This is a genomic window from Alkalihalobacterium elongatum (genome assembly GCF_019024285.1).
GTDB classification, from domain to species: Bacteria; Bacillota; Bacilli; order Bacillales; family Bacillaceae_F; genus Alkalihalobacterium; species Alkalihalobacterium elongatum.
In genome coordinates, this window is the sequence record NZ_WMKZ01000021.1 from 28,624 (window position 1) to 53,711 (window position 25,088).

Annotated in this window: 29 protein-coding genes and 1 pseudogene; 8 read left to right on the forward strand and 22 right to left on the reverse strand. The window is 35.2% G+C overall.

What is annotated here, in order from left to right; translation table 11 throughout:
- Positions 1-25: 25 nt before the first annotated feature.
- Together GKP30_RS17060 and GKP30_RS17065 are read right to left on the reverse strand one after the other, a co-directional pair.
- On the reverse strand, positions 26-952 hold the full coding sequence (locus GKP30_RS17060) for a stalk domain-containing protein (RefSeq protein ID WP_216830673.1): 927 nt from the start codon (positions 950-952) through the stop codon (positions 26-28).
- Between the two features lie 372 nt (positions 953-1,324).
- Positions 1,325-1,981, reverse strand: a complete 657-nt coding sequence (locus tag GKP30_RS17065; RefSeq protein ID WP_216830674.1) for a hypothetical protein — start codon at positions 1,979-1,981, stop codon at positions 1,325-1,327.
- 715 nt (positions 1,982-2,696) lie between these two features.
- On the opposite strand from GKP30_RS17065, the gene GKP30_RS17070 reads away from it, so the two are divergent.
- The 3 genes from GKP30_RS17070 (at position 2,697) to GKP30_RS17080 (ending at position 4,894) form a co-directional block, all read left to right on the forward strand.
- Complete coding sequence (locus GKP30_RS17070; RefSeq protein WP_216830675.1) at positions 2,697-3,620, forward strand: S66 peptidase family protein; 924 nt, start codon at positions 2,697-2,699, stop codon at positions 3,618-3,620.
- A gap of 201 nt (positions 3,621-3,821) precedes the next feature.
- Positions 3,822-4,298, forward strand: coding sequence for a YsnF/AvaK domain-containing protein (locus GKP30_RS17075; RefSeq protein ID WP_216830676.1), 477 nt, complete (start codon positions 3,822-3,824; stop codon positions 4,296-4,298).
- 92 nt (positions 4,299-4,390) lie between these two features.
- Positions 4,391-4,894: a YsnF/AvaK domain-containing protein gene (locus GKP30_RS17080; protein WP_216830677.1), complete on the forward strand. Its 504-nt coding sequence runs from the start codon at positions 4,391-4,393 to the stop codon at positions 4,892-4,894.
- A 171-nt stretch (positions 4,895-5,065) separates the two neighbouring features.
- On the opposite strand, the gene GKP30_RS17085 is transcribed toward GKP30_RS17080, so the two are convergent.
- From GKP30_RS17085 to GKP30_RS17145, 13 genes are all read right to left on the reverse strand, one after another.
- Positions 5,066-6,412, reverse strand: coding sequence for a Na+/H+ antiporter NhaC family protein (locus GKP30_RS17085; RefSeq protein WP_328703179.1), 1,347 nt, complete (start codon positions 6,410-6,412; stop codon positions 5,066-5,068).
- Between the two features lie 313 nt (positions 6,413-6,725).
- The gene (locus GKP30_RS17090; protein ID WP_216830678.1) at positions 6,726-6,884 is read right to left on the reverse strand and encodes a hypothetical protein; all 159 of its coding nucleotides are present in this window, start codon (positions 6,882-6,884) and stop codon (positions 6,726-6,728) included.
- Positions 6,871-7,179 (reverse strand): gas vesicle protein, encoded by a 309-nt coding sequence (locus GKP30_RS17095; RefSeq protein WP_216830679.1) that lies wholly within the window; start codon positions 7,177-7,179, stop codon positions 6,871-6,873. Before GKP30_RS17095 ends, GKP30_RS17090 begins: the two co-directional genes overlap by 14 nt.
- Positions 7,180-7,195: 16 nt before the next feature.
- Positions 7,196-7,486 (reverse strand): gas vesicle protein K, encoded by a 291-nt coding sequence (locus GKP30_RS17100; RefSeq protein ID WP_216830680.1) that lies wholly within the window; start codon positions 7,484-7,486, stop codon positions 7,196-7,198.
- A gap of 19 nt (positions 7,487-7,505) precedes the next feature.
- Positions 7,506-7,709: a gas vesicle protein gene (locus tag GKP30_RS17105; protein ID WP_216830681.1), complete on the reverse strand. Its 204-nt coding sequence runs from the start codon at positions 7,707-7,709 to the stop codon at positions 7,506-7,508.
- The gene (locus tag GKP30_RS17110; RefSeq protein WP_216830682.1) at positions 7,702-8,550 is read right to left on the reverse strand and encodes a GvpL/GvpF family gas vesicle protein; all 849 of its coding nucleotides are present in this window, start codon (positions 8,548-8,550) and stop codon (positions 7,702-7,704) included. Before GKP30_RS17110 ends, GKP30_RS17105 begins: the two co-directional genes overlap by 8 nt.
- A gap of 10 nt (positions 8,551-8,560) precedes the next feature.
- Positions 8,561-8,809, reverse strand: coding sequence for a gas vesicle protein GvpG (locus GKP30_RS17115; protein WP_216830683.1), 249 nt, complete (start codon positions 8,807-8,809; stop codon positions 8,561-8,563).
- Between the two features lie 2 nt (positions 8,810-8,811).
- Complete coding sequence (locus GKP30_RS17120; protein ID WP_216830684.1) at positions 8,812-9,567, reverse strand: GvpL/GvpF family gas vesicle protein; 756 nt, start codon at positions 9,565-9,567, stop codon at positions 8,812-8,814.
- The gene (gvpN, locus tag GKP30_RS17125; protein ID WP_216830685.1) at positions 9,557-10,465 is read right to left on the reverse strand and encodes a gas vesicle protein GvpN; all 909 of its coding nucleotides are present in this window, start codon (positions 10,463-10,465) and stop codon (positions 9,557-9,559) included. The genes GKP30_RS17120 and gvpN overlap by 11 nt, the downstream gene beginning before the upstream one ends.
- A gap of 13 nt (positions 10,466-10,478) precedes the next feature.
- Complete coding sequence (gene gvpO, locus GKP30_RS17130; RefSeq protein WP_216830686.1) at positions 10,479-10,742, reverse strand: gas vesicle protein GvpO; 264 nt, start codon at positions 10,740-10,742, stop codon at positions 10,479-10,481.
- Between the two features lie 60 nt (positions 10,743-10,802).
- Positions 10,803-11,045 (reverse strand): gas vesicle structural protein GvpA, encoded by a 243-nt coding sequence (gvpA, locus tag GKP30_RS17135; protein ID WP_216830687.1) that lies wholly within the window; start codon positions 11,043-11,045, stop codon positions 10,803-10,805.
- Between the two features lie 310 nt (positions 11,046-11,355).
- The gene (locus GKP30_RS17140; protein WP_216830688.1) at positions 11,356-12,795 is read right to left on the reverse strand and encodes a YheC/YheD family endospore coat-associated protein; all 1,440 of its coding nucleotides are present in this window, start codon (positions 12,793-12,795) and stop codon (positions 11,356-11,358) included.
- 114 nt (positions 12,796-12,909) lie between these two features.
- On the reverse strand, positions 12,910-14,019 hold the full coding sequence (locus GKP30_RS17145; protein ID WP_216830689.1) for a YheC/YheD family endospore coat-associated protein: 1,110 nt from the start codon (positions 14,017-14,019) through the stop codon (positions 12,910-12,912).
- 232 nt (positions 14,020-14,251) lie between these two features.
- On the opposite strand from GKP30_RS17145, the gene GKP30_RS17150 reads away from it, so the two are divergent.
- The 3 genes from GKP30_RS17150 to GKP30_RS17160 all read left to right on the forward strand — a co-directional run bounded on the left by GKP30_RS17150 (position 14,252) and on the right by GKP30_RS17160 (position 16,296).
- Positions 14,252-14,509 (forward strand): hypothetical protein, encoded by a 258-nt coding sequence (locus tag GKP30_RS17150; protein ID WP_216830690.1) that lies wholly within the window; start codon positions 14,252-14,254, stop codon positions 14,507-14,509.
- A 448-nt stretch (positions 14,510-14,957) separates the two neighbouring features.
- Positions 14,958-15,476 carry a DUF2243 domain-containing protein gene (locus GKP30_RS17155; RefSeq protein ID WP_216830691.1) on the forward strand — a complete coding sequence of 173 codons (519 nt, stop codon included), beginning with the start codon at positions 14,958-14,960 and terminating at the stop codon, positions 15,474-15,476.
- Positions 15,463-16,296 carry a cytochrome c oxidase assembly protein gene (locus tag GKP30_RS17160; RefSeq protein WP_216830692.1) on the forward strand — a complete coding sequence of 278 codons (834 nt, stop codon included), beginning with the start codon at positions 15,463-15,465 and terminating at the stop codon, positions 16,294-16,296. Before GKP30_RS17155 ends, GKP30_RS17160 begins: the two co-directional genes overlap by 14 nt.
- Positions 16,297-16,375: 79 nt before the next feature.
- Here the strand turns inward: GKP30_RS17160 and GKP30_RS17165 are convergent, their stop codons facing one another.
- The 3 genes from GKP30_RS17165 to GKP30_RS17175 all read right to left on the reverse strand — a co-directional run bounded on the left by GKP30_RS17165 (position 16,376) and on the right by GKP30_RS17175 (position 19,071).
- On the reverse strand, positions 16,376-17,677 hold the full coding sequence (locus tag GKP30_RS17165) for an MFS transporter (protein ID WP_216830693.1): 1,302 nt from the start codon (positions 17,675-17,677) through the stop codon (positions 16,376-16,378).
- Positions 17,678-17,995: 318 nt separating this feature from the next.
- Positions 17,996-18,601, reverse strand: coding sequence for a hypothetical protein (locus GKP30_RS17170; RefSeq protein ID WP_216830694.1), 606 nt, complete (start codon positions 18,599-18,601; stop codon positions 17,996-17,998).
- 191 nt (positions 18,602-18,792) lie between these two features.
- A complete protein-coding gene (locus tag GKP30_RS17175; RefSeq protein WP_216830695.1) occupies positions 18,793-19,071 on the reverse strand; it encodes an AbrB/MazE/SpoVT family DNA-binding domain-containing protein in 279 nt (92 codons plus the stop codon).
- A gap of 263 nt (positions 19,072-19,334) precedes the next feature.
- Between GKP30_RS17175 and GKP30_RS17180 the strand changes: the two genes are divergently transcribed.
- Together GKP30_RS17180 and GKP30_RS17185 are read left to right on the forward strand one after the other, a co-directional pair.
- Complete coding sequence (locus GKP30_RS17180; protein WP_328703178.1) at positions 19,335-20,726, forward strand: sensor histidine kinase; 1,392 nt, start codon at positions 19,335-19,337, stop codon at positions 20,724-20,726.
- Positions 20,704-21,384, forward strand: coding sequence for a response regulator transcription factor (locus GKP30_RS17185; RefSeq protein ID WP_216830696.1), 681 nt, complete (start codon positions 20,704-20,706; stop codon positions 21,382-21,384). The genes GKP30_RS17180 and GKP30_RS17185 overlap by 23 nt, the downstream gene beginning before the upstream one ends.
- Before the next feature lie 84 nt (positions 21,385-21,468).
- Here the strand turns inward: GKP30_RS17185 and GKP30_RS24045 are convergent.
- The 4 genes and pseudogenes from GKP30_RS24045 to GKP30_RS17205 form a co-directional block, all read right to left on the reverse strand.
- Positions 21,469-21,582 (reverse strand): annotated as a pseudogene (locus tag GKP30_RS24045) (IS3 family transposase); the annotation flags it as partial.
- A gap of 383 nt (positions 21,583-21,965) precedes the next feature.
- A complete protein-coding gene (locus GKP30_RS17195; RefSeq protein WP_216830697.1) occupies positions 21,966-22,328 on the reverse strand; it encodes a helix-turn-helix domain-containing protein in 363 nt (120 codons plus the stop codon).
- 95 nt (positions 22,329-22,423) lie between these two features.
- Positions 22,424-23,971, reverse strand: a complete 1,548-nt coding sequence (locus GKP30_RS17200) for a multicopper oxidase family protein (RefSeq protein ID WP_216830698.1) — start codon at positions 23,969-23,971, stop codon at positions 22,424-22,426.
- 188 nt (positions 23,972-24,159) lie between these two features.
- A complete protein-coding gene (locus tag GKP30_RS17205; RefSeq protein ID WP_216830699.1) occupies positions 24,160-24,957 on the reverse strand; it encodes a YncE family protein in 798 nt (265 codons plus the stop codon).
- Positions 24,958-25,088: the final 131 nt, after the last annotated feature.

Here is a 25,088-nt window from a genome sequence, read left to right on the forward strand (position 1 = left end):
CAGGCACCTTTAGCGCAACAGCGCATTAAAGGTGCCTGGCACCAAAACCTTTATTTATGAATCCGACAATTTTATTTTTGGAGTTCCAATGTGATTTTGTTGAAAGAGTTTCATTTAGTGTTCGAATTAAAACGTAAACTCTAGAATGAAGGATTTCTGGGTGTCGAGTAAGAGTAATATTTTTTCTGTTTACTTTTGCTTTTTTACTATTTACGTTCATATTTATCGTTGTTTTCGTGTCTCTAACAGTTATTGCGTTTGTTGTTTTGCTCCAGCTATAAGTCATCTTCAAGTTTTCTACCGTGCCTTTTAGTGGAACATAAACTGTTTTATTTCGTGAAAGTGGATTACCTTGTACATTAGCAACTTTCCCATTAATTACTACCGCAATTTGACCATTAGCTGAAAGAGTTTGATTTAGTGTTAGTAAATTTGCATGTATAAACCCACGTGTTTTTCCTGACTGTATTCGATAGAAGTTACCTGTACGCCCAAGAATAGTAATGTTTTGACCTGAACGAACTTTCCCAACTATAGCAGAATTCGTTGTTGCACTTCTTCGAATATTGGCGACATTAACGTTAACCCTTGCTATCACTTGGGTCCCAACTTTTGCTGGTTTGACAGTGGTTTTTGCAGGTATTGGTTGAGTTGTCGGTTGTTGTATAGTGGGTTGAATAGCAACAGGTTGTGGTTGAGCAATCGCTTGTTCCTTAATAGGTTCAGCAACAGGTTGAGACACTGGAATGAATAAAACTTGTCCAACAAGAAGGACATCGGTAGTCAAGTTGTTAGCCGGTTTAATAGCCTGAACCGTTGTTCCAAATAGAAGAGACAGTTTCCATATGGTATCACCTGAAACAACCGTGTGGTAAATCTCTCTTACTGTATTTTGATCTTGTTGATTTGCTGTTGAAGCTATATCATGTCGATGTAAGTCCCACTGATCCATGATTTTCCCAACAACATCCCTGTAATAAATTCCACCTAGGTGGTTATATCCTGCGTTTGCAATTTCATAGAGATATTGTCTCGATGCTTCACGAACACCCCAACCATTGTTAATCCTAGATTGGTAGTTTTGATAGCAAACCGATAACGTTGGTTAACTAATAAAGTACCTGTTAGCAATTCAACTGAATGTTGATAGTAGAAAAGTTTGGTAGATTCGTAGAAAGAGAAGGTTAGGGGTAATACATAGGGGCTATTTTACACAATTTGGATTTAAAACATAAAAATAACCCCTTAATAGAGGTGGTTGTTCCCTTTAAAGTTAAATAACCGCATGAATGGCTTCATTCATGCGGTTTATGTTTATCCTTCTTTATTCACCAGCTGCAATTGTTTCTAACATTGCCCAGAAGCTTGGTTCAGCTCCTTCAGCTGCTTCTTTACTTGGTAAGAACATTGTGAATTTATACAAGTTGCCATTGTACTCTTTTGCAACATGAACGATTGCTGTTGCCCCGCCTTCGACAAGTTCAAGGATAGAATACTCTACATTTGCTAATGGAACATTATATCCTTCGTCAATTGTTCCTTGGGAATTTTCGATAATATGATTTTTTATTTCTTGAGCATCTACGCCCTTCCCTTGTGGATCAATTCGAACAAAAAACTCATCATCATAGTCCATCAATAAAACATCTTTCCCTGGTTCTTCAGACACTAAAGAGTAGCCTTCAAGGGCAAACAGCGAATAATTTAAGTCACTAACTTGTAAGTGGGCAACTCTCTTTTCAACTTGCCCTTCAATTTCCACTTCTAATTCTTTCATTTCAGGTATCAAGAGCATTTCCTCATCATCGTTTACAGGTTCTTCAACACCCTCATTCGAGTCTTGATCCTCTCCTTCACCTGGTGTTTCTACAACTTCACCCTCATTTGGTGTTTGTGCCTCTTCTTCTGGTGTAGCAGTTCCACAGGCTACTAGTGCCCCAATAAGTAGGGTTGCTGTAACGAATAATTTTAGTTTTTTCATAGATAATTCCCCCAAGTGATTTTAATTTGGCTGTTTTCTTAAACTTTGTTGCTAGGTGACAATACTACGATTTACGGAGAGTAAAAAAAGTAAGTTTCACTTCAAACATTTTGTAGAACGGACAACCCTAATCTATCAGCAACCTCTGTTCCATATTGCTAGTCTGCTTTGGAAAAGTGATTAACTAGCCGAAATTTAATTTCTTCATTGTTCGTTTAAAGTCCTGTCACCGTTACTAGGTACCCATTTGTATGTATTGGTTCCATTACCATTTATTATGGTATGTTATAGGAGGTCCGCGATCCCCCAGTTAATAAGTAACTTGATGAAGGGCATGAGGTGATGGAATTCCTGATAAGTTTATTTATATCTCCCTCATCATTCACTCTCCTAGTCTAGCTATATTGGTTTTACTCCCCTATACAAAAGGTAACATTATTACATTTTATATCCAATCAGGTTATACCCTGATCTATACATTCAAAAACCACCAAAATTCTTAGGGATTTAACCTAAAAATTGGGTAATGTCCTATACTTTTTTCTTACCGTCGAAAACCAAAGAACAGCAATCTTTAAAAATAGAGCCTAATAATTTGTAATTATAGGATCATTCATTTCATAAAATGAGAGAAAATAAATCGGTTTAGTTTAAGAGGGTGTATTTTAATACGTGCAAGACTTGTTTTTAATTAGCAAGACAAGGAGCGGATCATATGTCAATAAAACCACCTCGTTTACAAAGTGAAGATACGATTGGCTTAGTTACACTCGGTAGTCCTCTTGATGCGAATATTACAAATTCAAGGATTGAAACGCTGCAAAATATGGGGTTCAATATAGCTTATGGGAGACACGTTTATTCTTGGCAAGGCATTGCAGCTGCGCCTGCTGAGCAACGTGCGGAGGACTTAATGAATATGTTTAGGGACCCTAATGTAAAAATGATCTTACCGACTCGCGGTGGCACTTCTGTTCAAACGATCTTTCCGTATCTTGATTTCGATGAAATAAAAGCAAATCCTAAAATTATTTCAGGTTATAGTGATATTACTGTGCTACTTAATGCTTTGTATCAATTTAGTGATTTAACGACCTTCCATAGTTTAATGCTTATCGATTTCCGACCAGATACACCAACTTATAATTTTAATCAATTTTTTGCAGTTACTTCTACACTTACGTCTCCTAGGGTTATCGAAAATCCACCAGATATGCCTCAAGTTAGTTTAGTTCCAGGTAATGTAACAGGGCCAATTATTGGGGGCAACTTGGCTTCATTAGTCAATACACTCGGTACTCCTTATGAAATAGACACTGTAGGGAAAATTTTATTTCTTGAAGAAATTAATGCACCGACAACGATGATTTTTCGCTACTTTACTCAACTTTTAATGGCAGGAAAATTTGATGATTGCATCGGTATTGTTATGGGTGAATGTTCGAATTGTCTCGTTTCTTACGGAACATCTTATGAAGATTTAATTAATGAATGGCTCGTCCCATTAGGTAAGCCTTTAATGACTAATTTGGCTACTGGTCATGGTTTTTATAAGGCTGCGATTCCAATTGGAGCTACAGTTAATTTAAATACGACCGAAAATACATTAACCGTTATGGAGCCAACTGTTTCACCTTAATTGAAGGATGTCTAAAAAACAGTGTTTACATAAGCGCTGTTTTTTAGTTTGTTTTTAAATTAAAGCATTCTTTATTGTCATCTAATTCATAATCTACATAATTGCTCCATTCAATGAGAGACCGTATAGTTTGTTATTCTTTTGGTTAATATACTACGTGTAAGTTGGTCTAAACACACTATTTCCTAGGAGGGTTTTTACATGGGCTTTTTTGATTGGTTAAATGAAGAAGAAAAAACTCAAAAGGAAAAAGAAGTTCGTAAGGTAGACCGCGTTACAGATACAGAGTTCGCGAATGAAAGTGCACACCTCGACCTTCGTGAAGAAGAATTAGACATTGATAAGCGCCGAGTAGAAACGGGCGATGTTACTCTTCATAAAGATATTATTGAAGAAGAACAAACAGTCAATGTACCAGTTGCACATGATCAGGTCGTTGTTGAGAGAAGAGCTGTAGACCGCGAACCGACAGATGAACGGATTACAAATGAGGAAACGGTACACATTCCAGTAACTGCAGAACAAATCGATGTCGACAAGCATACAGTCGTAACAGGTGAGGTATCTGCGCATAAACGTTCAGTTGAAGAAACACGGCAAGTTCGCGATGTTCTTCATAAAGAAGTAGCAGACGTAGAAACACATGGTAATGCTGATGTAATCAACGAAGACCGTTAATATTGAAGGAGGCTGGCTATAATAGTCAGCCCCTTTTCCTAACTTCTCCGCAATTGGGGTAAATTAAATGAAAGTTATTCAGGAGGTCCTCAATGGGCAAGTCGGTATTAATTGGAGCTATCATTGGAAGTGTAATTGGATGGGTCATGGGTTTTGCAATTTTTACAGGAATTATTGTCGGTGCTATTGTTGGTGGAGTTATTTATTCACTATTTTCAAGAAGAACAACAAAAGCCTCCGATGCCGAAGAACAAATGGTACAACTCCGTGAAGAAGAATTAGATATTAAAAAAGACCGGGTACAAACTGGCGAAGTAAAAATTCATAAAGAAGTCGTTGAAGATACGAAAACAATAACTGTTCCCATTCGTCGACAAGAGATGGTCATCGAAGCTGGTGACGAAGAGCAATACCGTATCCCACTTAACGAAGAAGAAATTGAAATTCATAAACACCCTGTAAAACTAAACGAAGTCTCAATTTCAAAACAGCAGGTTACAGAAATGCAACAGGTAAAAGCTCGTCTTAAAAAGGAAACGGCTAATATTAATGTTGATGGGATCGCAGATGTTCAAGATGAAAATAATTCTGATTAAGTTTAACTAGGTTGATCATTATTTGATCACCTATATTTATTTTATATAATCTAAACATAATAAAAGAAAACCGAGTAATCCTCGGATTTCTAATCCATCAAATGATGATAAGTAGCCCATCCTCCAACCGAATGGTTCATTATAGTTATCACCAACGTATTTTTGGTCAAGCTATGAAATGTTAATTCTTTTCTCTGTAAGGTTATTTGCTCTTGCCTGCTGTTTTTGTTTCACAACAGATACGATAATAGTTAATATCGGTAACACCCATAGAAAGATTGAGTAAGGCAAATAGGCCATTATCGGGACACCAACTATCGTGCTACACATGATTGCTAGTACACTCCATGGGATCATTCCCGGGAACAACATCGTAGAGTCCCCCATTACTCTCGTTAATGATTCTTTTGTTTGGTTTTTAGACCAATGAGGTAAGAAGGTACGACCTGTTAAAATAATCGGTAGTGTTTGATTTGCTGCAATTAAAGAGATACTAAATGTCGCAGCTATGGTTTTAACAGTGTCTTCGACTAACGTTGTTGACTTTATCAGCCAACCATCTAATATAGGTTGAATGATATTAAATTCCTCTAAAAAGCCATTATAGGCACCTGCTAACGCTAAAAAAAGCAATAGTAAGTACATATTAGCAAGACCGCCACCCATTTCATCCACCCCATACACCAATGAATTAATAAGATCAGAAATGGACTTACCTCGTACTAATGATATTAAGCAAGCGACAAGGATACTTGAAACAAAAGCATAAATAATTCCTTTTCGAAAAATAACCGTACCAATTAGTATAAGCGGCGGAAGGAATTGAATTAATGATACTTGTTCCAAGTTAAAAGCTGTTACATAGTCAGCCTTTCCTTCCTTTTGATAATCTAAAATCCCATAAAAGACCATTCCTATAAAGATAGCAAAAATTGTTGTGATCGACATTGCACGAAGCTGCTTTCTTCCCGAGACCTCAACTGTATGTGATAACAGCTGATGAGAACTTGAAAATGGCGATGTTCGGTCACCGACAAATGCTCCCGAAATGAGTGCTCCAGCGACAATTTCAGGTGAAAGGTTTATGGCTAAGGCGCTGCTCATTATTGGAATTCCAACAGCACTTAACGTTCCAACGGATGTACCTAAAATCATTGAAAAAAACATTGCAATGATAAAGGTTAATAAGAAAAAATGTTCGGGTGTAATAATATGTAGTGAAATGGAAACTAATTGATTAATCGTCCCTGACATATACCAGGACGGTAAAACGAAACTGACTAACAGCAAGATAAGTATAACTGTTTGTGTTTTTTTAATACCTTTCATACTTATATCTCCAAGAATTTTTAAAGGTACTCCTTTACGTATTACTAATACAACTAAATAAATAAAACCTGGTAAAAACCCGATAACTAAAGGTTTATCAAAGCTTACGGATAATAACACCCCTAAAAGGGTAACTGAGATAAGGCTTAAAACCTGTATATTTGAAAAGCGATGTGTGTTCAGTATAATTCACTCCCATTTACGATGAAAGGCCTTATAGATTTATTTTCCTGTAATCGTAATATTTCAACCTATTTATACTAACATGAAAAATGTCATATTGTTTATCACCTTTAGTTAAAGTAATATAAAACATCCAAAAAGCGTCCCCACGATTGTAGAAACGCTTCCACTCTACCTTTTGTTATTTGTTTGAGTGAATAAACAAATAACAAAGGATGGTTTGGGTACATCTTCTAAATTCCAGTTCTTATGTTGAAAGAATGAAAAATTACCGATGTAGCACAGTAAGTTTTTTGGCAAACTAAATAAGTATATGGGACTAAAGTTTATCTTTTTCATTTAGGCCGACTTTAGCTTTTATAACATACTGACTTTTCAAACCTTTTTTATCGTCTTCAATTTCCCCCATGGATACCGATTTACCGTGTTCAAGCAAATCATTAATGATGTGTTTTAAATCTGCCTTAATCCATTTCATTAGCTCCTTCAAGGACTTCCCCTTCTTTCAATTGAATTATTTCTTGTTTTAGTAAGCGATTTTCCTCTTCTAATGATTTTGCTTTAGTCGATAGATATGGATCACTTTCCCACCAATCTAAACCAATCTCTTTAGCTTTATCTACAGATGCTACAATCAACCGAATTTTTATCGTTAATAACTCAACATCTGCTAAAGAAACTTTAATATCGCCCGCGATTACAACACCCTTATCTAGTATCTTCTCTAATATTTCTAAGACATTACTCGATTGAGCCGAATGTTGGATAGACATATGCTCCTCCTTATAATTAAAGCAAATTCCCTAAAGGACCGAGGTCAATATTTAGATCCTCACCCTCTAAATTGAAGGCACTTTTTAATTCTTCCATCTTTTCCTCTAGTTGCATCAATGTTACTCCTAAATCCTCAATTTGTTGGTCTGATAGTGATCCACCCTCTACTCTACGCAGGGCTTGACGCTCGACAAGCTGTCTTAATAATTCGATCACAGTCAATACGAGCTTTGCTAATCCTTGTTCAATTTTTTCAGAGTTAAAATTCAATTTTTCCCTAGGTAAAAAATTCGATCCAGCAGCCATTTTTCATTCCTCCGTAGCCTTAGATAATCGTTTCTCCTCTTACTTTTTGGTTATTTAATGACTCCACAGCCGTCACAAGTAACCGTAAATCGACATAAACAAGATCAATATCCGCAACAGATATTAAAATTTCACCACTTATCGTTACACCTTTATCGAGTACAGCATCTAGAATATCTAATAAACTAATATCTTTATTTGAATTTAATCGCAACTCATCCAATTTTTAACCCCTCACGCTCTACGTCCAGAAAGTCATAGGGAGGCCAAGGACCCGTAATTTCAATCATTAACCCTTGCTTTTCATAGTTTAATTGAAATTGTTTGATTACTTTCTTAATTTCGTTAAGAGTATCGTCGTTATTTTCAACTAAATAAACACCATTCCAAACCATTTCTTCCTGCTTACCAGTTACTTGTTTATTCCATATTTTCTTAGACGTATATTGAGTGGAATTTTTGATTAGTAATTCATGAAATTGATGAATTACTTTTTCTATATGACTATCTACTGTATGGATTAATTTTTGTTTTAACTTCTTCTTCATTAGAAATTGAGTTCCAGGTGACATTTGGGAGATTTTTTCTTTTTCTTTTAGTACCGTCCTATCATGTACCTCCCAAAAAGCAAGCCATGTTTCTTTTTGACAATAGATTTTTACATTCCAACCATCACAGTTTTCGAAACGTGTAAATAATTTTAAAATATCTTCTTGGTTTTGCTGTAACTCTTGCTTTAAACTAGTTTCATTTGAATAAATCGTACAAAATTTTAAGGGAACGACAGTGCAGCTTTTGTGAAGATTATTTACAATCTCATGGTGGTGGGTTGCTTTTACTGTAAGCCATTGCGGATCTTGTGTATTTTTTTCAATACTATCAATTGAAAATTCATTAGAGTCTAATTCACATAATACAGCTGTAATATGATCAAATTCTTTATGTGAAATACGACTGTTTCCGTCTATCCCCATCAAGTTCTCAAGTTCGATTTTTCCTTTTTCATTCGATGGAACTAATGCATAAACATAAATCAGCCTGTTCTTATTCATTTCAGCTGTCATATGAGCCCTCCTATTCTTCTATTCCCTCCACATTACTCTGTTCTCTTTCCATTGCGATTTCATAGCGCAGCAATAGCTCTTCTTCTTTGTCTTGAAATTCCTCTTCTGTAATTTCATCCATTTCTAAGAGCATTTGTAACTGGATCAATTCCTGTTGGATATAATCAAGATCATAAAGTTCTCGGTCGGCTTCCTCTTTAATTTTTTCTCCCACTTTAATAACCGCTTTAAAGGGAAGAGTAAATAGTTTATGAAGCATCGCTATCCCTCAACTTTTAATTTAATATTGATAAAATTATAAGGGGGCCATGGTCCTGTATATTTAAACTCTACTTTACCAGCCCATTTTTGGTAGAGTTCGTTTACTTTATTATCGAATTCAGATTCGGCATCAAAGTCTATCAAAAAAGCAGCATTTAAAAGCATTCTTTCATTAACGATGTTATTTTGTTTTGATGATACTGCCAGTTTGGATAAGGGGACAAACACCTCTTCAATAATTTCTTCTTGAAGTGAATCAAAAAAATTCTTTGTAAGTTCCCCTAACTTAATCCGATCATAGTACGCAGCGTCTTTCGATTTTTCTTGGATGATTTTTTTTAGTTTTATTATTTGTGGATTTTGCTCAATTTCTTTCTTTAACCAACCTTTTTGCCCAATTAATTTAAGACCAACTTCAAATTTATTTTTGATTTTCGGAAAAATATCATTGAACTCTTTATAAAGCTTTTTTAATAATATAATGACATCTTCTTCTGATTTAAAAACGTTACCAAAACTTATAGGAATTACGGCATACTCTTTCATGACAATTGAGATGACAGATTGATGAGCGAGGAGATTTTCTTTTTTCGGTGTATAGATTTTAAGAGGAACTTTGGCAACAACCATTGCAATATCTTTGTAGTGAACGGTATAAACTTTTGTTTCTTTTTGATCAATCTTTACGGATTGAAAAGTAGCTGGATCTTCCGTTTTTATTGAACAAAACGTATAGATCCCTGATTTATTTTTCAAAATCCCACCCCCGAATATGTTCAATTAATATCGATAACAACTCCTCTGGGTCCACTTGGTCATCTTTGGAAATAGGTGTATATAATATATCCTCACAAAGAAGCAAAAAATGTTTACTTGAAATATCTATTTTTATATGATTTTTTTGTGCAATTGTGGCGATCATTAAAGAGGAACGAATACTAGGAGCTTGGATATGCTTACTTTTGTAAAGCGTCCGAGCATAGCTTACAATTTTTACGATCGCTTCAGCATCTTTTTTAGAGATGCCAGTTTTCTTTGAGACAATTAAAGTTTCTGTTTTATTATCATAATGCTGGAGGCGAAAAGTGATCATTCGGTCTAAAAGTGCATCTTGCGTTTTATATATCCCTGTATATTCCTCTGGATTACTAGTAAATACAACGGAAAAGTTGGGGTGAACCGATATTAGCTTTTCTTTCGCTTTTTTACCATATAAAATTAAAGATCTCTCTTGAAGAACAGATAATAATAGGTTGTTTGTTTCAGGCTTTGAACGGTTGAATTCATCATAAATAAACAACGATCCTTTTTTAGCAGCGTCTAGTAATGGACCATCCGTCCAAAGTTCCTTCTGCTCTTGTTCTGACTTATAAACAGTATGAATATAGTTATCTACGATTTTCTTCTGTTTAAAACCTGTGCTCCCACCTAGTAAATCTATATTACTTAGTTCATGATTTCCCTGAATGTACGAACAAGGGCGGTTTAGTTTATGGGCAAGATAAAAAGAAAGCTCTGTTTTTCCTACACCTGTTGGCCCCATAAAATGTATAGGGTAACCAGCTCTCATATATGTTAATGCCCTATGAACAATACTTTCTAATTGAGGGGAAAGTATTATTTTTTCTAAGTTCTTCCCTTTAGCCTGTTCCAAACTATACCCTCCCTTATAAATCATTAGGTATTGAACTGCGTGGTCGTAAACATTTTCTTTTAAAAGTCTCTATTTCCATCTGATGATTTAATTGGACATGGTATACACCAATCATTTGATCCTTCGCATGTGATTTCATATATTCTTTTTCTTCTATGACTTCAACCAACACGTTCCATCCAGTATCTGTGCCCTCGATTGTTGTAATTTTGTGTACAGGTAGTAAATATTCTTTAAAGAAGTTTTTTACAGCTTCTAACACCTTAATAATTTCCATACCCTCACCTTTCTTTCAAATTGCAAACCAAGGCACAGGCCTTGGTCATCTAAATAACGTTTATTCTTCAGGTTCATTGCCGTCTTCATCTTCATCTTCATCTTCATTCAGTAATCCAACCGCTCTAGCATACTTTAGCCATGTTTCTACACTTGCAATAACAACACGAGCTTCAATCGCAAGCAATTCTATTCCAACTAACGAAATCCTAGCATAAACATCGATAACGACACCTTTATCGAGTATACGGTCGATAACTTCAGCTAAGCTCGAACTGTCTACACTTTTTTGTATAGCAGCCATGTTCAACCTCCTTTATCATTGATTATAGGAATACCCGTTCACTTTTAGTTATATTTTATGGGCGTAATAGAAATTGGTTACAAGGAATATTTCAGGCTTTTCCTATTAGTTATCATATGTTTTTCAATCTATACGGGTATAGTCATCTTTCCAGAACATTACAAAAAATGAAGTTCCCGAATAATTTATCGAATTGAAAAATCCATTAAAGACTGTCACAAAAAAGCCCCTTATTAAGGGACTTAATTCATGTCTCATTTTCAGCCTTTAGGTTGTTATAAATGTTGTGCTTATCTTCGAGAGGTTGTTCTTATTCTACGAGCGGATGTTCAGCTTTAAGACTGACTGGTTCACTTTGTTTTTCATCATTGTGATGTTCCTGTACGTCAAGTGATTCTACATCTAACTCTTTTGTAATTGGTTTTTCGTTCTTAGTTTCATTTTGTACTCCAAAGCCTGCTAAAGCACTTGCATATAAGAATGGATTTTGAATAATTTCACCATAAAGAGGTTGATCTTCCATAATTGAAAAGCTTTTATATCCATATCGCTTGTTCATTTCTAATATCCAAACATGCTGTTCTTTGTCTATAATAAAATCAATTGCAATATCTCCATAGCATCCGTGTTCATCTAACAATTCACATGCCTTGATACATATAGTTACCACTTTTTTTTCTAGTAGTTTTGCTTCTTCTCCATTGAGCCCAAATATTTTTTCAAACGCTTGTTTTCCTTGGAGCAAATAATCCAGGTGGTGTAAATTAGTTGTTATACTTCCTGGCTTTCCAAATCTAGCAATTAGCCCTGAACACTTCCATTTTTTTGTTGCATCCTTTTGTACATACATTCTGAAATCGACATTTCTAGAATGATGCTCTATAGGAACTCCTTGCTGGATCATATATCGTTTTTTGCTTTTAAGGACCTTTTTAATTAATGAGTGCTGCTTTAGATCTGTTATCGTTGAAACTCTATTTTTATCATCAATTACTTGGAAAACATTTTCATATCGCTTTACCTGAATGATTCCTTTTCCTTGCGAGCCTTTTATCGGTTTTAAATATACTGAAGAATAGATCTCTAGCATTGAATTTATTTGATCTATAGTATTAAACTCCTGTGTATCCGGTAAATGATTTCTTATTAATGTGTTAGGTGACAGCCACTCCCATATATCCCATTTGTTAAAAAACCTGGAATTAAATACCCCACCCTTTGTCATTTGTATTAAATGTTCATTGATGCTTATTGGAACAGATACCCGTTTAAAAATAGCCCCTGGATATTGGAAAATTCCCGACTTCCAGGTCGCTAATTTGCTTTCCGTTTTTGGTTTAAAATAATAGCCCTTTATTTTACGATTATGTGTATCGATTCTGGAAACAGTACTAACGATAATTAATCCATTAAGTGAAACATTATTTTTTATACGCTTAAATAATAGATCTAAACGTTTGTATAAATTTTTCGAAACTAAATATAAAATGACGGGACCTATACTTATACTATTTTCAGTTGTAATTACATCGTAAAAAAGGTCATCAGGAATAAAAACATCTAGTTGTAAATTATGAGAAAGGCCAATCGTATTACTAGGAAGATCTTCTTTATATTCAATAGACACTTCTTTATTCCATGACCCAAAGTGAAAAGTAATTTTACTATTAGAGAACTTAATCTCATTTTTTAATTGTTCAGGTAAATACATAACATCTACTTCTTTAGTTGGTACCCAAGAAATATACATAACATCCCCTCCTTCGGATAACGTATAACTCAACATATGAAAGACATGCTGAGCCTGCATAGACTAATAGAGGAACAAACAAGCACTATATATAAAATGAGAGGATGTTACTATTTAAATCCTATTTATTGCCAATAGGTTAGCATAGTCTATGAGTAATTTATTTGAATACTCATATATTCCGCTAAATCCCGCATCCATGGCCATACGATGTCTTGGATTTCGATGATTGATTTCAATAATCCATAGGTTCCAAGCACAATCTATTGCCAAGTCAATTCCCACGTTTCCTATATTTGCGTCCACTCCTGCTTGTTTTTCAAGGTAATGAACAGCAGATAGTGATATTTCGGTCAGTCGTTTTCTAATTTTTATTGCCTCAAAACGTGGTATTAAAAGCAGGTTTTGTAATGCAAAGGTACCTATCTTTAGATTCCCACTATTACTAATTACTCCGTTTTTAATTCCTTTACGAGCAATTAAACCTACGTCCTCCCACTCTCCATAACCGTTCTTGACCATGATCAGTCTAAAATCAACAGGGTGATTACCGATATATAAGTTTATTAGTTTCTGGATGATATATTTTTTATTAATTCTTTTATTATTAAAGTAATTTATTAGCTCCTCTGAAGTAAAGACCAATGAGTTGCATTGCTTTTTCGAATTGTATTCCACTAAATATTCATTCTCTTGTTTTGTAATTTTATAAATCCCTTTCCCAAAGCTGCTGTTTATTGGTTTTATAATGGCCTCATTGTATTGTTCAAGGAAATTTATAATGTCTTTTGTAGTCAGTATTTTCTGTGTTACTGGTAAATGCTTGCTTAAAGTTGGGTCAGTTGACAACCATTCGTACATTTTCCATTTTGAAAAAGTAAAATTATTTATCATTCTAGTGCCCAATAATTCCCGAAAAAACTGTTGCCACTTCCTAGTTAAGGTAATTCGGTTAATGATTGCATCAGGCATTTTTACTGTTGTCTCTTTCCATATGCCTTTTTCCTTCCAGTAAACATAACCTTTAACTTTGTTTTGTTTTCGTTTAACTCCTTTTAACGAAAAGGCGATAACCTGTCCAGTACTAAGTTCAGCTAAATCCTTTAATTGATGGAGTACCCTTTTTAATTTCCAATTAGTCTTAGCTGCTAAAATACCAATTCTTACATCACTCCTTACTTCGAATACTGTTTTGCTTAGGAATTCACCCTCTCTCTCTTTCATGCTTCGTTAAGCCTCCTTTTTGGTGATGGTCCTTGAATTACATCACTTTATTAAGTTTCTTATATACCGTATGTCTCTTAAATAACTACGGAATAGACTATTCAATCTACTACGTAAGCCTTTTTCTATGAAATTAAGAAAATAGCACTATGATTTACTAGGTCAAAGAACAACCAGTAAAAAAGTTAAAACATATAGATGGAATTATGTTAAGAGAAAGGAGGTTACGTCGATGGGAAATAACAACAATAACGGTTGTCCAGATAGTTGTTGTACTGGTAACGAGATTTTATGTGTTGGAATTCCATGCCCAATTGACATTGTGTTACTTGGCATTGAACTCCAAGTAGAATTACCTTGTGTAAGAATTACGTCCCCAGCTGGTCAATTAACGCAAGATCAAATTCAACAGTTGCTCGGTGTTCTTACTGGAATTCTTGAAGCACTAGGAAATATCGGTACAGGCGGAGCTTTAGAAGAGGAAGAGTAATTTTCAGTAAGGAGATGTGAAAGGTCAGTGCCCCCTGCATTACATTTGGAAGAGTACTAGTCCTATTATGTAACAGGGGCCTGTCCCTTCTCTTTATTTTCCATTTTTATTTAAATATTGTAGTCTATTTAAATTCTTTAGTACTAGAGCTTCGTTTTTATGGACAAGCCTAAATACTATAGTGACTATTAATAGTTGGTACACGTCACTATGTTCGGTGCCAATCAATTAGAATAATTAGTTTTAGGGAAGATGTATTGCGTTACGGGTTATATTTGGATTTATGCCGATATATTTAATAAAAGCATAAAAATTACTGTTGCCTAAACTAAATTGAAGCCCTAATATTCATTCTTCCTGACTATTTCTTAATAAACATGGAGAAAATATGTGGATGATGTGAAGATAACCTACTTTTAAGAGGACCTACACAGCATTGGAGGATGTTATGGAAAAAGATACAGTTCGCATAAATGACGAAGCGAAAAAAATTAATCAGCAGCTCTATTCTAGACGTAATCTCTGGTCTGGTATTTTATTTGGACTTGGCTTAATCGCCTTTTTTGATGAAGTTGTCTTTCATCAATTGCTACATTGGCATCATTTTTATGATTTATCGACAACAAGTGTTGGTTTAATTTCTGACGGTCTGTTTCATGCTTTTAGTTGGTTTGCAACGATTGCAGGTTTGTTTATGTTTGCAGACCTTCGTCGTCGCCATGCATTATGGCCCACTAGATGGTGGGGCGGAGTATTTTTAGGTGCTGGAGTTTTTCAATTGTATGATGGGATTATCCAACATAAAATAATGAGAATACATCAAATCAGATATGTTGAAAATGTAATCGTCTATGATATTATTTGGAATATTTTTGCTGTTGCCTTAATTATTATTGGTTGTATCCTCATCTATAAAACGAGAACTAAAGAACCGACGGAAGGAGTCATTTCTAATGGTTCATCCTAATCATTTGCACCATACTGATACTAGTCATCTTTCCCATACGATTGGGTTAGCGCCACAACTAGTATTGGCAATGCCGTTCTTATTGGCACTATTCGTTTATATCATAGCTGTTATCATTACTCATCGTAGCGGAAAATCATGGCCAATTTATCGGACAAGTCTTTGGTTCGCAGGAGTTTTTTGTGCAGTAGTAGCAGTTGCTGGTCCGATAGCAGAACAAGAACACACAGATTTTACTGTGCATATGGTAGGCCACTTACTACTTGGAATGCTTGCCCCCCTCTTAATGGTACTCGCTGCCCCAATGACTATTATCTTACGTTCACTTCCTGTTTCAATAGCTAGACGCGTTTCGGGGTTGTTAAAAAGTCGATATATTCGAGTTGTAACTGATCCAATTGTTGCATTGATCCTTAATGTTGGTGGGCTTTGGCTCCTCTATACGACGAATTTATATTCAGCAATGCACGAAAATGTTCTTTTGCACGTTTTTATTCATTTTCATGTCTTTCTTGCTGGGTACTTGTTTACGATTTCAATGATTTATATTGATCCTACACCTCATAGAACGAGTTATTTATATCGTTCTATTGTGCTTATTTTGGCGTTGGCAGCCCACGGAATTTTATCAAAATTTATTTATGCATACCCACCTGCTGGTATTGATGTCACCCAGGCACAAATGGGTGCAATGCTGATGTACTATGGCGGTGATGCTGTCGATATACTCATTATTACGGTTCTTTGTTTTCAATGGTATAAAGCTACACGGCCTCGTGGTACCATTCAGTATTCTTCTAATATCTCACACAGTACTTAAGAACAAGATTAAATCAAAAGAATTAAATAAAGCCAATTCCTCTATCTGGGAATTGGCTTTATCGATCTATATACGTGTATTAACTTGTTCTCTTCTGATTTGTACGTGACCATACAACTACTGGGATCAGTATAAGTGCCAGTATTCCGCCAGAAAGAGATAAAAATGTAAAACTTGAATGAGCTACGACCATGCCCGACAAAGCTCCCCCAGAAGCTCCTGATAAGGCAATTAATACGTCAACAGAACCTTGAGTTTTAGCTCTGTTGGATGGTGTGGTTGAGTCAACGATTAAAGCTGTTCCACTTATTAAGCCAAAGTTCCAACCGAGACCAAGTAAGGCTAGAGCAATAATAAGCATCACTAGCGATTCACCTGGTGCAAAGGCCCCTACTATCCCTGCAACTAGTAGAGTAGCTCCTGAAGCAATTGCCATTGTTATACGTCCATATTTATCGACAAGAATCCCAGTAACGAGTGATGGCAAGTACATAGCCCCGATGTGAATACCGATAACAAGTCCAATTTCACTTAATCCGTGACCATGATGACCCATATGTACTGGTGTCATTGTCATAATTGCTACCATAACAATTTGTGTTAAAACCATTATCATTGCCCCTACAACAACTCCACGATTATTCAGTTTGCTTTCATTTTCACTTGAAGAATTATCATCTTTCACTTTAGTATTATTAGAAATCGCTTGAGCAACTAAGAGAGGATCAGGTCGTAATAATACTAAAATGACTAACCCTGCTAGAATGTAAGCTGTTGCAGCTAAAATAAATGGACCAGCCAAAGCAGGAACACCAATGGAAGTAGCAAACTGGCCCATAACTTGAACTAAGTTTGGACCAGCAACCGCACCGAATGTTGTCGCAACTAAAGCCATACTTACTGCGGTTGCTCGTTGTTTTGAATTGGCCAGATCAGTACCTGCATACCGAGCTTGCAAGTTTGTTGCGGTTCCAGAACCATAAATCAATAAAGAAGCGAAAAGCAGGAAAACATTAGACAGTAATGCTGAAATGACAACTCCGATTGCTCCAATACCACCAACTATAAATCCAGATGCTAGACCATAACGGCGTCCAAAACGTTGAGAAAAACGGCCGATTAAAAGCGCAGCCCCAGCTGAGCCTAAAGTAAATAAGGCAACAGGTAGACCTGCTAAACTATCTGTTCCCAACATATCATGGACAAGAAGAGCTCCGACCGTTATTCCAGCAGCAAGACCTGCACCACCGAAAATTTGTGAAATGACGACAATCATTAACGTCCGTTTATATAACTGCCGTTGTTTTTCGGATGAATCTATATAACTCTGTAACAAACTGGCTTGATTTTGTAAAGGTTTTGATTTTTTAATATTAGACATCGCTTCTACCTTTCAATAGATTTATGACCAAAACATCTTTATAACTTTACTCTTCACTTGGTCCCCATCATTTTGTAGTTTAATAGGTATAGAATAAACGGAATACATTTTATGAGCAACTTAATTGCTTGAGACTTTATTTTTGTGAAATGGTTTGAATGATTTACATCAATATGTTCGTGTATAACCTTCTTCTGAATGGGTACATGCCGTTAAGTTTATTGTTGTAACTCAAAAAGCGTCTCTCATTAGAAACGCTTAGTTCTGTTTACCTCTTATAATTATAGCATTATAACCCTGAGTGAAATTCCACTACTTCTAATGCTCTCTATAATGTTCATGGTAATGGTGTTGTTCATGCTTGTTTTTCGATTGATCATCCGACTGCACCACATCTTTGCTAAGCTGAAAGCCAAAAACTAAATAGGAGCCGATACCAACCATCACTAGAAGTGGCTTCAAAAATAACCAAGTTGTATTTTTATAACCATTATTATTTTCTTTGTCATCGTAACTCAATACAAAGAATAACAAGATTGAACATAATGAAAAAGTTAACAAGATCATTAACATGATGGATGCTTGAGCCACTGTTATCATTTCACCGAGCATGGCGCCCATCATACCGCCCATTAAACCAGTCATTCCCCCTTCAATCGATGTTACAATACCAAAGCAAATACCACATAGTATCCCTAGAACTAGACCTATAAAAATAGAAATAACTGTTGAAGTAAATAAGTTTCCTTGGAAGATGACACCAAATAAAACACCAATTGTTAAGCCTATATTCATTGAAAAAGTCATCGCTAAAATCATTTTGTGCATCGGAAGAAGTCTCGCTTTTATAAAATACGATAGAAAGATGATCGTGATCGTAATTAGTAAGAGACTGCAGATGATGTAATAATAAAATGGATTCAAGTCGCCCCCTCCTTATTTAATAGTTATGTTTAAATCACGTTGTACATGTAAGATAAATGTACAGATTTTATATTGTTTTGTATTGGCAGCCTTTCAGGAACCTGCGCTGAAAAAGCAAAAAACACGTGTTACATTAACATAACACGTGTTAGATCTCTACTCTTTTTCATGTATCAAGATTTGGCTTGTTGTTATTCTCTTGTTAAAAAAATTTTCTCTCCCATACCTTCAATAATAAATTGATCATTTGTATTTATATATAGAAGGTTTCGGATCTCTTTAGGGATCGTAATCTTACCTTGGTGAAATACACATTGATTATGGGTTGTATCTTTTATAGTAGGCTCAATGATAATTGCTTCACCTTTTAAATAAACGGAATATAGTTTTCCATTAATTAGGTTGAGTGGCTCTCTTATCTTTTTGGAAAAGTTAATAATTCCTCGGTTAGATATTTTACATACATTCATTTTATTTGAATCACCTTTATTACAAAATATATTTACTTTAACCATAACAATAATACTTGAAGAAAGTGTGCAGATTAATAGTAAATAATATTTCATGATGGTGAGTCTAGTTCTTTTATCTTTGCTGCATACTTTCTTGACAATTTCTAATTAAACTAAACTTATTAACGGGACTGGTTGTTGATAATCGTTGATTATGGTCTTAACATGTGACTGTTTAAAAATGAATGAAAACAACACTCAATAAATAAAAGGTGATTTAGGTGAAATTTTCTATAAAATTAGGACTATGGTTTTTTATATGTATATTAGTTATCGAATCGGTTTCCATGTTATTCTTACACAAAAATGTCGTTCATTCTTTAGTTAACGAAGAACTTCATTCATTACAAGCAAGAGGTAACAGCCATCGTGATGTTTTAGAAATGTCTTATACTAGCGAAACCCTTCATCACATTGCTATGATGGAAACTCAAACAGATACTGAAGTTGTAATAACTAATTTAAAAGGATCAGTTGTGGAAGCCTCTCGGAAGATAGATCCTGGAATTCAGTATATTTTAGAAATAGAAGTAGATGCTCCGCCAAGAAATGGTTATATTATACAAGCAGATTGGAAGGACCAACAATATATATCAACCGTATCACCCTTTGATGATGGTGCTGGAAATCAAGGCTATGTCTATATGCTGAAAAGTAACGATCACATTCAAGCTTTTATTGCTAAGTTGAATCATCATTTTCTTATAGCTATAGTCCTTATTCTTGTCTTTCTATTAGTAACCATTATTTTTCTATTAAAAGTTTTAACAAGTCCCCTTGTATCAATGAAGGAAGCGACAAAGAAATTAAGTAATGGTGATTTTTCTGTAACCGTGCCCGTAATGTCAAATGATGAAATAGGTGAATTATCAAAATCCATTCAGTTGTTGGCAAATGATTTAAGTTATTTAAAAAAGGAACGAAATGAATTTTTAGCTAGTATCTCTCACGAGCTTCGTACGCCATTAACTTATATTAAAGGCTACGCTGATATTGGAAAAAGAAAAACTATCACCGAGGAAGAAAGAATTAATTATATGAATATTATCCATGAGGAATCTGAAAATGTTCATCAACTTTTACACGAATTGTTTGAGCTAGCAAAAATAGATGAAAATATGTTCACTATACAAAAAATGCCTATCAACATTAAGGATTTCCTATTCCCTATTTATGAAAAGGCGCGACATGTATTTTTAGCTCAAGGTCATCAATTGGAATTAGTTTGTCGTGGCGAATGGAGAGTTGAGATCGATCCTCGCCGCTTTGAACAAATTATTTTGAATTTATTAGATAATGCGCTTAAATACTCAAGTGAAAAATCACTGACTAAAATAGATGTTTACAAAGAAAATCAGGAGATCCTAATTGCTATCAGTGACCAAGGACAAGGTATACCTAGTGAAGACTTACCTTATGTTTTTAACAGATTATTTCGAGTTGATAAATCGCGCTCGCGCTTAACTGGTGGATTTGGTTTAGGTTTAGCGATTGTAAAAGAAATCGTTGAAGCCCATTCTGCTAGGATTTCAGTAGATAGTGAATTTGGAGAAGGTACATGCTTTACTATTCGTTTGAAGGAGAGTTTTCATGAAGACAGTTTTACTCATTGATGATGAAAAGAGAATGCTTGATCTATTAGAACTTTACATTTCCCCTTATGGGTACAAATGTATTAAAAATACGTCGGGACAAGATGCGATAAGGCTATTAGACGAAGAAAAGGTTGATATCATTCTATTGGATATTATGATGCCAGGTATGGATGGCTGGACTACCTTAAAAAAAATCCGTGAGTTTTCCAATGTCCCAATCATTATGGTCACAGCTCGAAATGATAAAGGAGATATTATAAAATGTTTAAAAACAGGTGCAGACGACTACGTATCTAAACCATTTGATGAAAAAGAACTACTTGCCAGAATGGAAGCGGTTATTCGGCGGACCAACGGAAAAACCGCTGAAGATACATTATTGTCTTTTAATGATTTAACCATTGATCCCACAACCGTCGAAGTTCACTTTAAAAGCATAAAGATCCCGATGACACCGAAAGAGTTTGCTCTTCTTGAATTATTTTTACAGTACCAAAATAAAGTCTTTTCTAGAGAGCATCTACTTTCAACCCTTTGGGGGCTAAAAGTAGATACCGAAGATCGAACTATTGATTCTCATATTCGGAACCTAAGGGAAAAATTGCGTAAACAAGGTTTTCCTGTCGATGATCATTTAAAAACGGTATGGGGAATCGGTTATAAGTGGAGTTCTTAATCCCGTAATGATTCATTTATTGTCGTATGGTTTAAGGTGAATTATGAGAAAAGGTTAACGTTCCCGTATGTGAACTGCACCTTGTCAAGTAGACATTGGAAATAATAAAAAGGATGTAAGCGGCTTTATCTCTAATTCCATAGGGCTTAGGCCGTTTAATCTTTTTTGGTATCTATCATGATTATAAAAATGGATGTACTCATCTAACGAAGAGAAAGTTCCTCAAATGTCTTATATTTATGTAAATAATACTACTCGCATTTCAGTGTTCCCCAAAAAAAGATTCCATTGATCCATTATCAATACACCGACCAACTTTTGACATAATTTGTGCCATCTTCGCAGCCTCTATCTTACGGTTATATCCTATAGAGGTGTATTGAAACCCACGGTCAGTAGCTCTGCTTCCTCTTTTTCCTTCCACGATTATCTTTAATTACCTCATCTCCATCAGTTTCATACTTCTAACCCATAGGTATACTTGTTGATAGGAAACTTTATAAGTCTCGACTGTTTTTAATAATCTTTTCCGTCCCAAAACAATGCATTACAATTTGAATCCGTTCAATCTAAGTGGTTTTTCAACTTTTAGTCATGGAACTTGTCCTTCCTTTTGAAGTATCCTTTAATTCTCTATGACTATTATACTTGTTAATCCACTGAAGGATGCCTATACTTGTGATTTCATATTTTCGAACAATTTCATATTGAGAGGATTCCCCAGATAAATATTCTCTTACCGCTGCTTCTTTTAATAATTTAGGATATGACTTCAATGTTTCAAATCCATTTATTCCCTCTTTCTCAAATTTCTCTATCCATTTATATAAAGTAATATTAGGAACTTGATACTTTTCCGTTAATTCTTTAAGTGTAAACTTTTCACTCTTAGATGCCGTTACTACATCATACTTAAACTGTTTCGAGTAATATTTATTGGACACAAAAAAACTCCCTTTAAGGTAAAACAGATTTTTATTTTTTAATCTGTCTACCTTAAAGGGAGCATATCAATGGGGGAACATTAATCTTATTATTTTTATTCTGGTTGGTTTGGAACGTTAGGATCTAGTTCAAAAATAGGTTCAAATCCTTTATATATAACTTCTGCAACCATTCCATTGTTCGCATGATGGAACTCATGACAGTGGAACATCCATATTCCAGGATTTTTAGCTTCAAATACAATTTCGTAGCTTTCATCGGGTCGAACATTTAGTGTATCTTTTTTTATCGCTGAGCCTTTTACTAGCTGCCCATTTTTAGAAAGAACGTAGAAAAATTCGCCATGCATATGCATTGGATGATCTACTTCTGTATCGTTAATAATTGTAAATTTAACCACATCTCCTTCCTCCACTTCGTAAACCTCATGGTTAGGAAATTGCTTTCCGTTAATCGTAAAAGTTTCTCCACCGTCTTTCGACCCTAGCATCATTTCATACTTTTTTGTTATTTCGCCAATTGAAAGTTCAATAGGACTACCGTAATTTGTAAAGTCAAAATAACTTGAGAATGTACTACTTTCTAATTCTGTATTTTCAAATCCACTATAAACAATAGGTACGAGTGCATGAAGATTCGATGGGTTTTGTTCAGCGAATACTTCAATTCCCCAAGCACCTGGGTGATTCAATTCTATTTCAATTTCATATCGTTCAGCTGGTGCAATTCGTATAGCCTGTTCAGAAATCCATTCTGGTTCGTTTACTTCTTGTCCATCGTAATGTGTAACTTTAAAAGAATGACCTGGGATTGAAATGACTTGAGTGAACAACCCTGCATTTAAAAAGCGTAACTTCATTAGATCCCCTTCTTTTACTTCAACAGGTGCGATAGCAGGAGTAGCTTTTCCATTAATGACCATCGTATCATACATCATATTCATCATTTCAGAATGAGATATACCGTCATTACCCATTGTATGACCCACGCCATGACCGCCGTGTCCACCATGTCCACCGTGCATGCCACTGTGATCCATGTTTTGATGATCTATGCCCATTTCTGCCATCATAGATGACCATTCATCAATGACAATTAACTCGTCTACATTATATTCAGGTTGATCGTTTGGCTCTACAATAAAAACGCCATATAACCCCTGATCTACTTGTACTGCACCGTTTTGGTGAGAATGATACCAATACGTACCAGGTACATCAGCAGTATATTCATAGGTAAATTCTTCACCAGGCATAATCGCATTTTGTGTAATTCCAGGAACCCCATCCATTTCATTCGGGACTGGGAAGCCATGCAAGTGGAGTGCTGTTGGGACTGAGAGTGAATTTTTCACATTCAATACCACTTCATCGCCTTCTTGTACTCGAATTTCTTGGCCAGGAAGAGTTCCATTATAGGTCCAAGCATCAAAAATCAGTTCATCGTTTAACATCCAATGAGATTCTTTCACTTCAATATTAAATACTTTTTTTCCTTCTGATACATCTACTGCTACTTCTTCAACCGTTTCTTTCTGGTCTTCACCATGATCCATCGTTGAGTGATTAACAGTATTATTACTACAAGCTGTAAGTCCAAAAATAAAGACTAGAACAGCAGTAAATAGAACTTTATATATCATCCTTTTCACCTCAATAATTTTTATCCTACTAAACCATTTTAAAAAAAAAGTTTCAAGAAAGTATGCATAGGAAGACATTTGCTGAAACTTTGAATATATAAAACTCTCTTAAAACAAGAGGGTTAAAGGTTAATTTTTCTACGAAGTAAATCGGTAAGGGAAACTAATTCCATACGTATTAAATTTATTCAAATAAAGCGTTCATCAGCGCTAGTTAGTAAAGGTGTTTGATCCATCATTTTCTCAAAGATGGCTAAGAAAATAGGATGATGCGAATCGTTATTTAAAACTAACCATTCTAATACAGCAATTTTCTTACCACTTCCATTTGTAAGGGAGATCATCCCTGTCCATGGTAACGCAGTTAAATCACCAGAATGTGTTGTTAAATTAATCTGGAGAGCATAATAATCAAACAAATCTAGATTTGTCTCATCTAGTATTTTTACTGCATCCTCTTTAACATACGGTGAAAGTAGCTTTACTTCAATATCGACACCATCGATATGTTCTTTGTTAGGGTTAGAAGTATGGTCTACTCTTGCCTGTCTCTCTATATCATGTTCTACGAGTCCTTTTAATGTCATTTCATGCGGTTCCTTTCCTAATGGAAGACTTTTTTCAACCCGCCGTTTTTTGGTGTCAATAACAGATAGATCGTTTGGCTGCCTGTGAGTTACAAATTCCTGCTTACCATCTTTAGAAAAGGAAATATGGTTCGGATAACTACCAGTATCTATCGTATCCAAAATTGTAAAAGTGTTACAATCTATCACAGTTACATTATTTGATTCATTATTTGTAGTCCATATTTGTTTACCGACATGGGAAACAGTCACACCATGTACTCCTTTACCAGCTAGTATTTCATCCACAACTTCAAACGTTGACATATCAATTCTTGAAATGCTATTTGAACGAACATTAGCAGAATACGCGTAATCAAGGGTCGGACTAAGGGCTACTTCATTCGGAACTTCTCCCACATCAATTGTAGCTAAATTTTGATAGGTATAAGCATCGACGACACTTATGTATTGGCATTTACATTAGCAATCCAAACTTGAGAACCATCTACAGTCACAGAAACGTGAGCTGGTCCATCATCTGTTTTAAT

Bases quoted from the DNA above. Each gene is read 5' to 3' on its own strand.
- GKP30_RS17175 (WP_216830695.1), bottom strand. From the start codon at position 19,071: ATGAATGTATGTAAAATATCTAACCGAGGAATTATTAACTTTTCCAAA.
- GKP30_RS17090 (WP_216830678.1), bottom strand. From the start codon at position 6,884: ATGAAATGGATTAAGGCAGATTTAAAACACATCATTAATGATTTGCTT.
- GKP30_RS17115 (WP_216830683.1), bottom strand. From the start codon at position 8,809: ATGCTTCATAAACTATTTACTCTTCCCTTTAAAGCGGTTATTAAAGTG.
- GKP30_RS17095 (WP_216830679.1), bottom strand. From the start codon at position 7,179: ATGTCTATCCAACATTCGGCTCAATCGAGTAATGTCTTAGAAATATTA.
- GKP30_RS17185 (WP_216830696.1), top strand. From the start codon at position 20,704: ATGAAGACAGTTTTACTCATTGATGATGAAAAGAGAATGCTTGATCTA.
- GKP30_RS17080 (WP_216830677.1), top strand. From the start codon at position 4,391: ATGGGCAAGTCGGTATTAATTGGAGCTATCATTGGAAGTGTAATTGGA.
- GKP30_RS17160 (WP_216830692.1), top strand. From the start codon at position 15,463: ATGGTTCATCCTAATCATTTGCACCATACTGATACTAGTCATCTTTCC.
- GKP30_RS17075 (WP_216830676.1), top strand. From the start codon at position 3,822: ATGGGCTTTTTTGATTGGTTAAATGAAGAAGAAAAAACTCAAAAGGAA.
- GKP30_RS17070 (WP_216830675.1), top strand. From the start codon at position 2,697: ATGTCAATAAAACCACCTCGTTTACAAAGTGAAGATACGATTGGCTTA.
- GKP30_RS17150 (WP_216830690.1), top strand. From the start codon at position 14,252: ATGGGAAATAACAACAATAACGGTTGTCCAGATAGTTGTTGTACTGGT.
- GKP30_RS17145 (WP_216830689.1), bottom strand. From the start codon at position 14,019: ATGAAAGAGAGAGAGGGTGAATTCCTAAGCAAAACAGTATTCGAAGTA.
- GKP30_RS17110 (WP_216830682.1), bottom strand. From the start codon at position 8,550: ATGACAGCTGAAATGAATAAGAACAGGCTGATTTATGTTTATGCATTA.
- GKP30_RS17100 (WP_216830680.1), bottom strand. From the start codon at position 7,486: ATGGCTGCTGGATCGAATTTTTTACCTAGGGAAAAATTGAATTTTAAC.
- GKP30_RS17140 (WP_216830688.1), bottom strand. From the start codon at position 12,795: ATGTATATTTCTTGGGTACCAACTAAAGAAGTAGATGTTATGTATTTA.
- gvpO (WP_216830686.1), bottom strand. From the start codon at position 10,742: ATGGAAATTATTAAGGTGTTAGAAGCTGTAAAAAACTTCTTTAAAGAA.
- GKP30_RS17165 (WP_216830693.1), bottom strand. From the start codon at position 17,677: ATGTCTAATATTAAAAAATCAAAACCTTTACAAAATCAAGCCAGTTTG.
- GKP30_RS17065 (WP_216830674.1), bottom strand. From the start codon at position 1,981: ATGAAAAAACTAAAATTATTCGTTACAGCAACCCTACTTATTGGGGCA.
- GKP30_RS17155 (WP_216830691.1), top strand. From the start codon at position 14,958: ATGGAAAAAGATACAGTTCGCATAAATGACGAAGCGAAAAAAATTAAT.
- gvpA (WP_216830687.1), bottom strand. From the start codon at position 11,045: ATGGCTGCTATACAAAAAAGTGTAGACAGTTCGAGCTTAGCTGAAGTT.
- GKP30_RS17060 (WP_216830673.1), bottom strand. From the start codon at position 952: ATGGATCAGTGGGACTTACATCGACATGATATAGCTTCAACAGCAAAT.
- GKP30_RS17200 (WP_216830698.1), bottom strand. From the start codon at position 23,971: ATGATATATAAAGTTCTATTTACTGCTGTTCTAGTCTTTATTTTTGGA.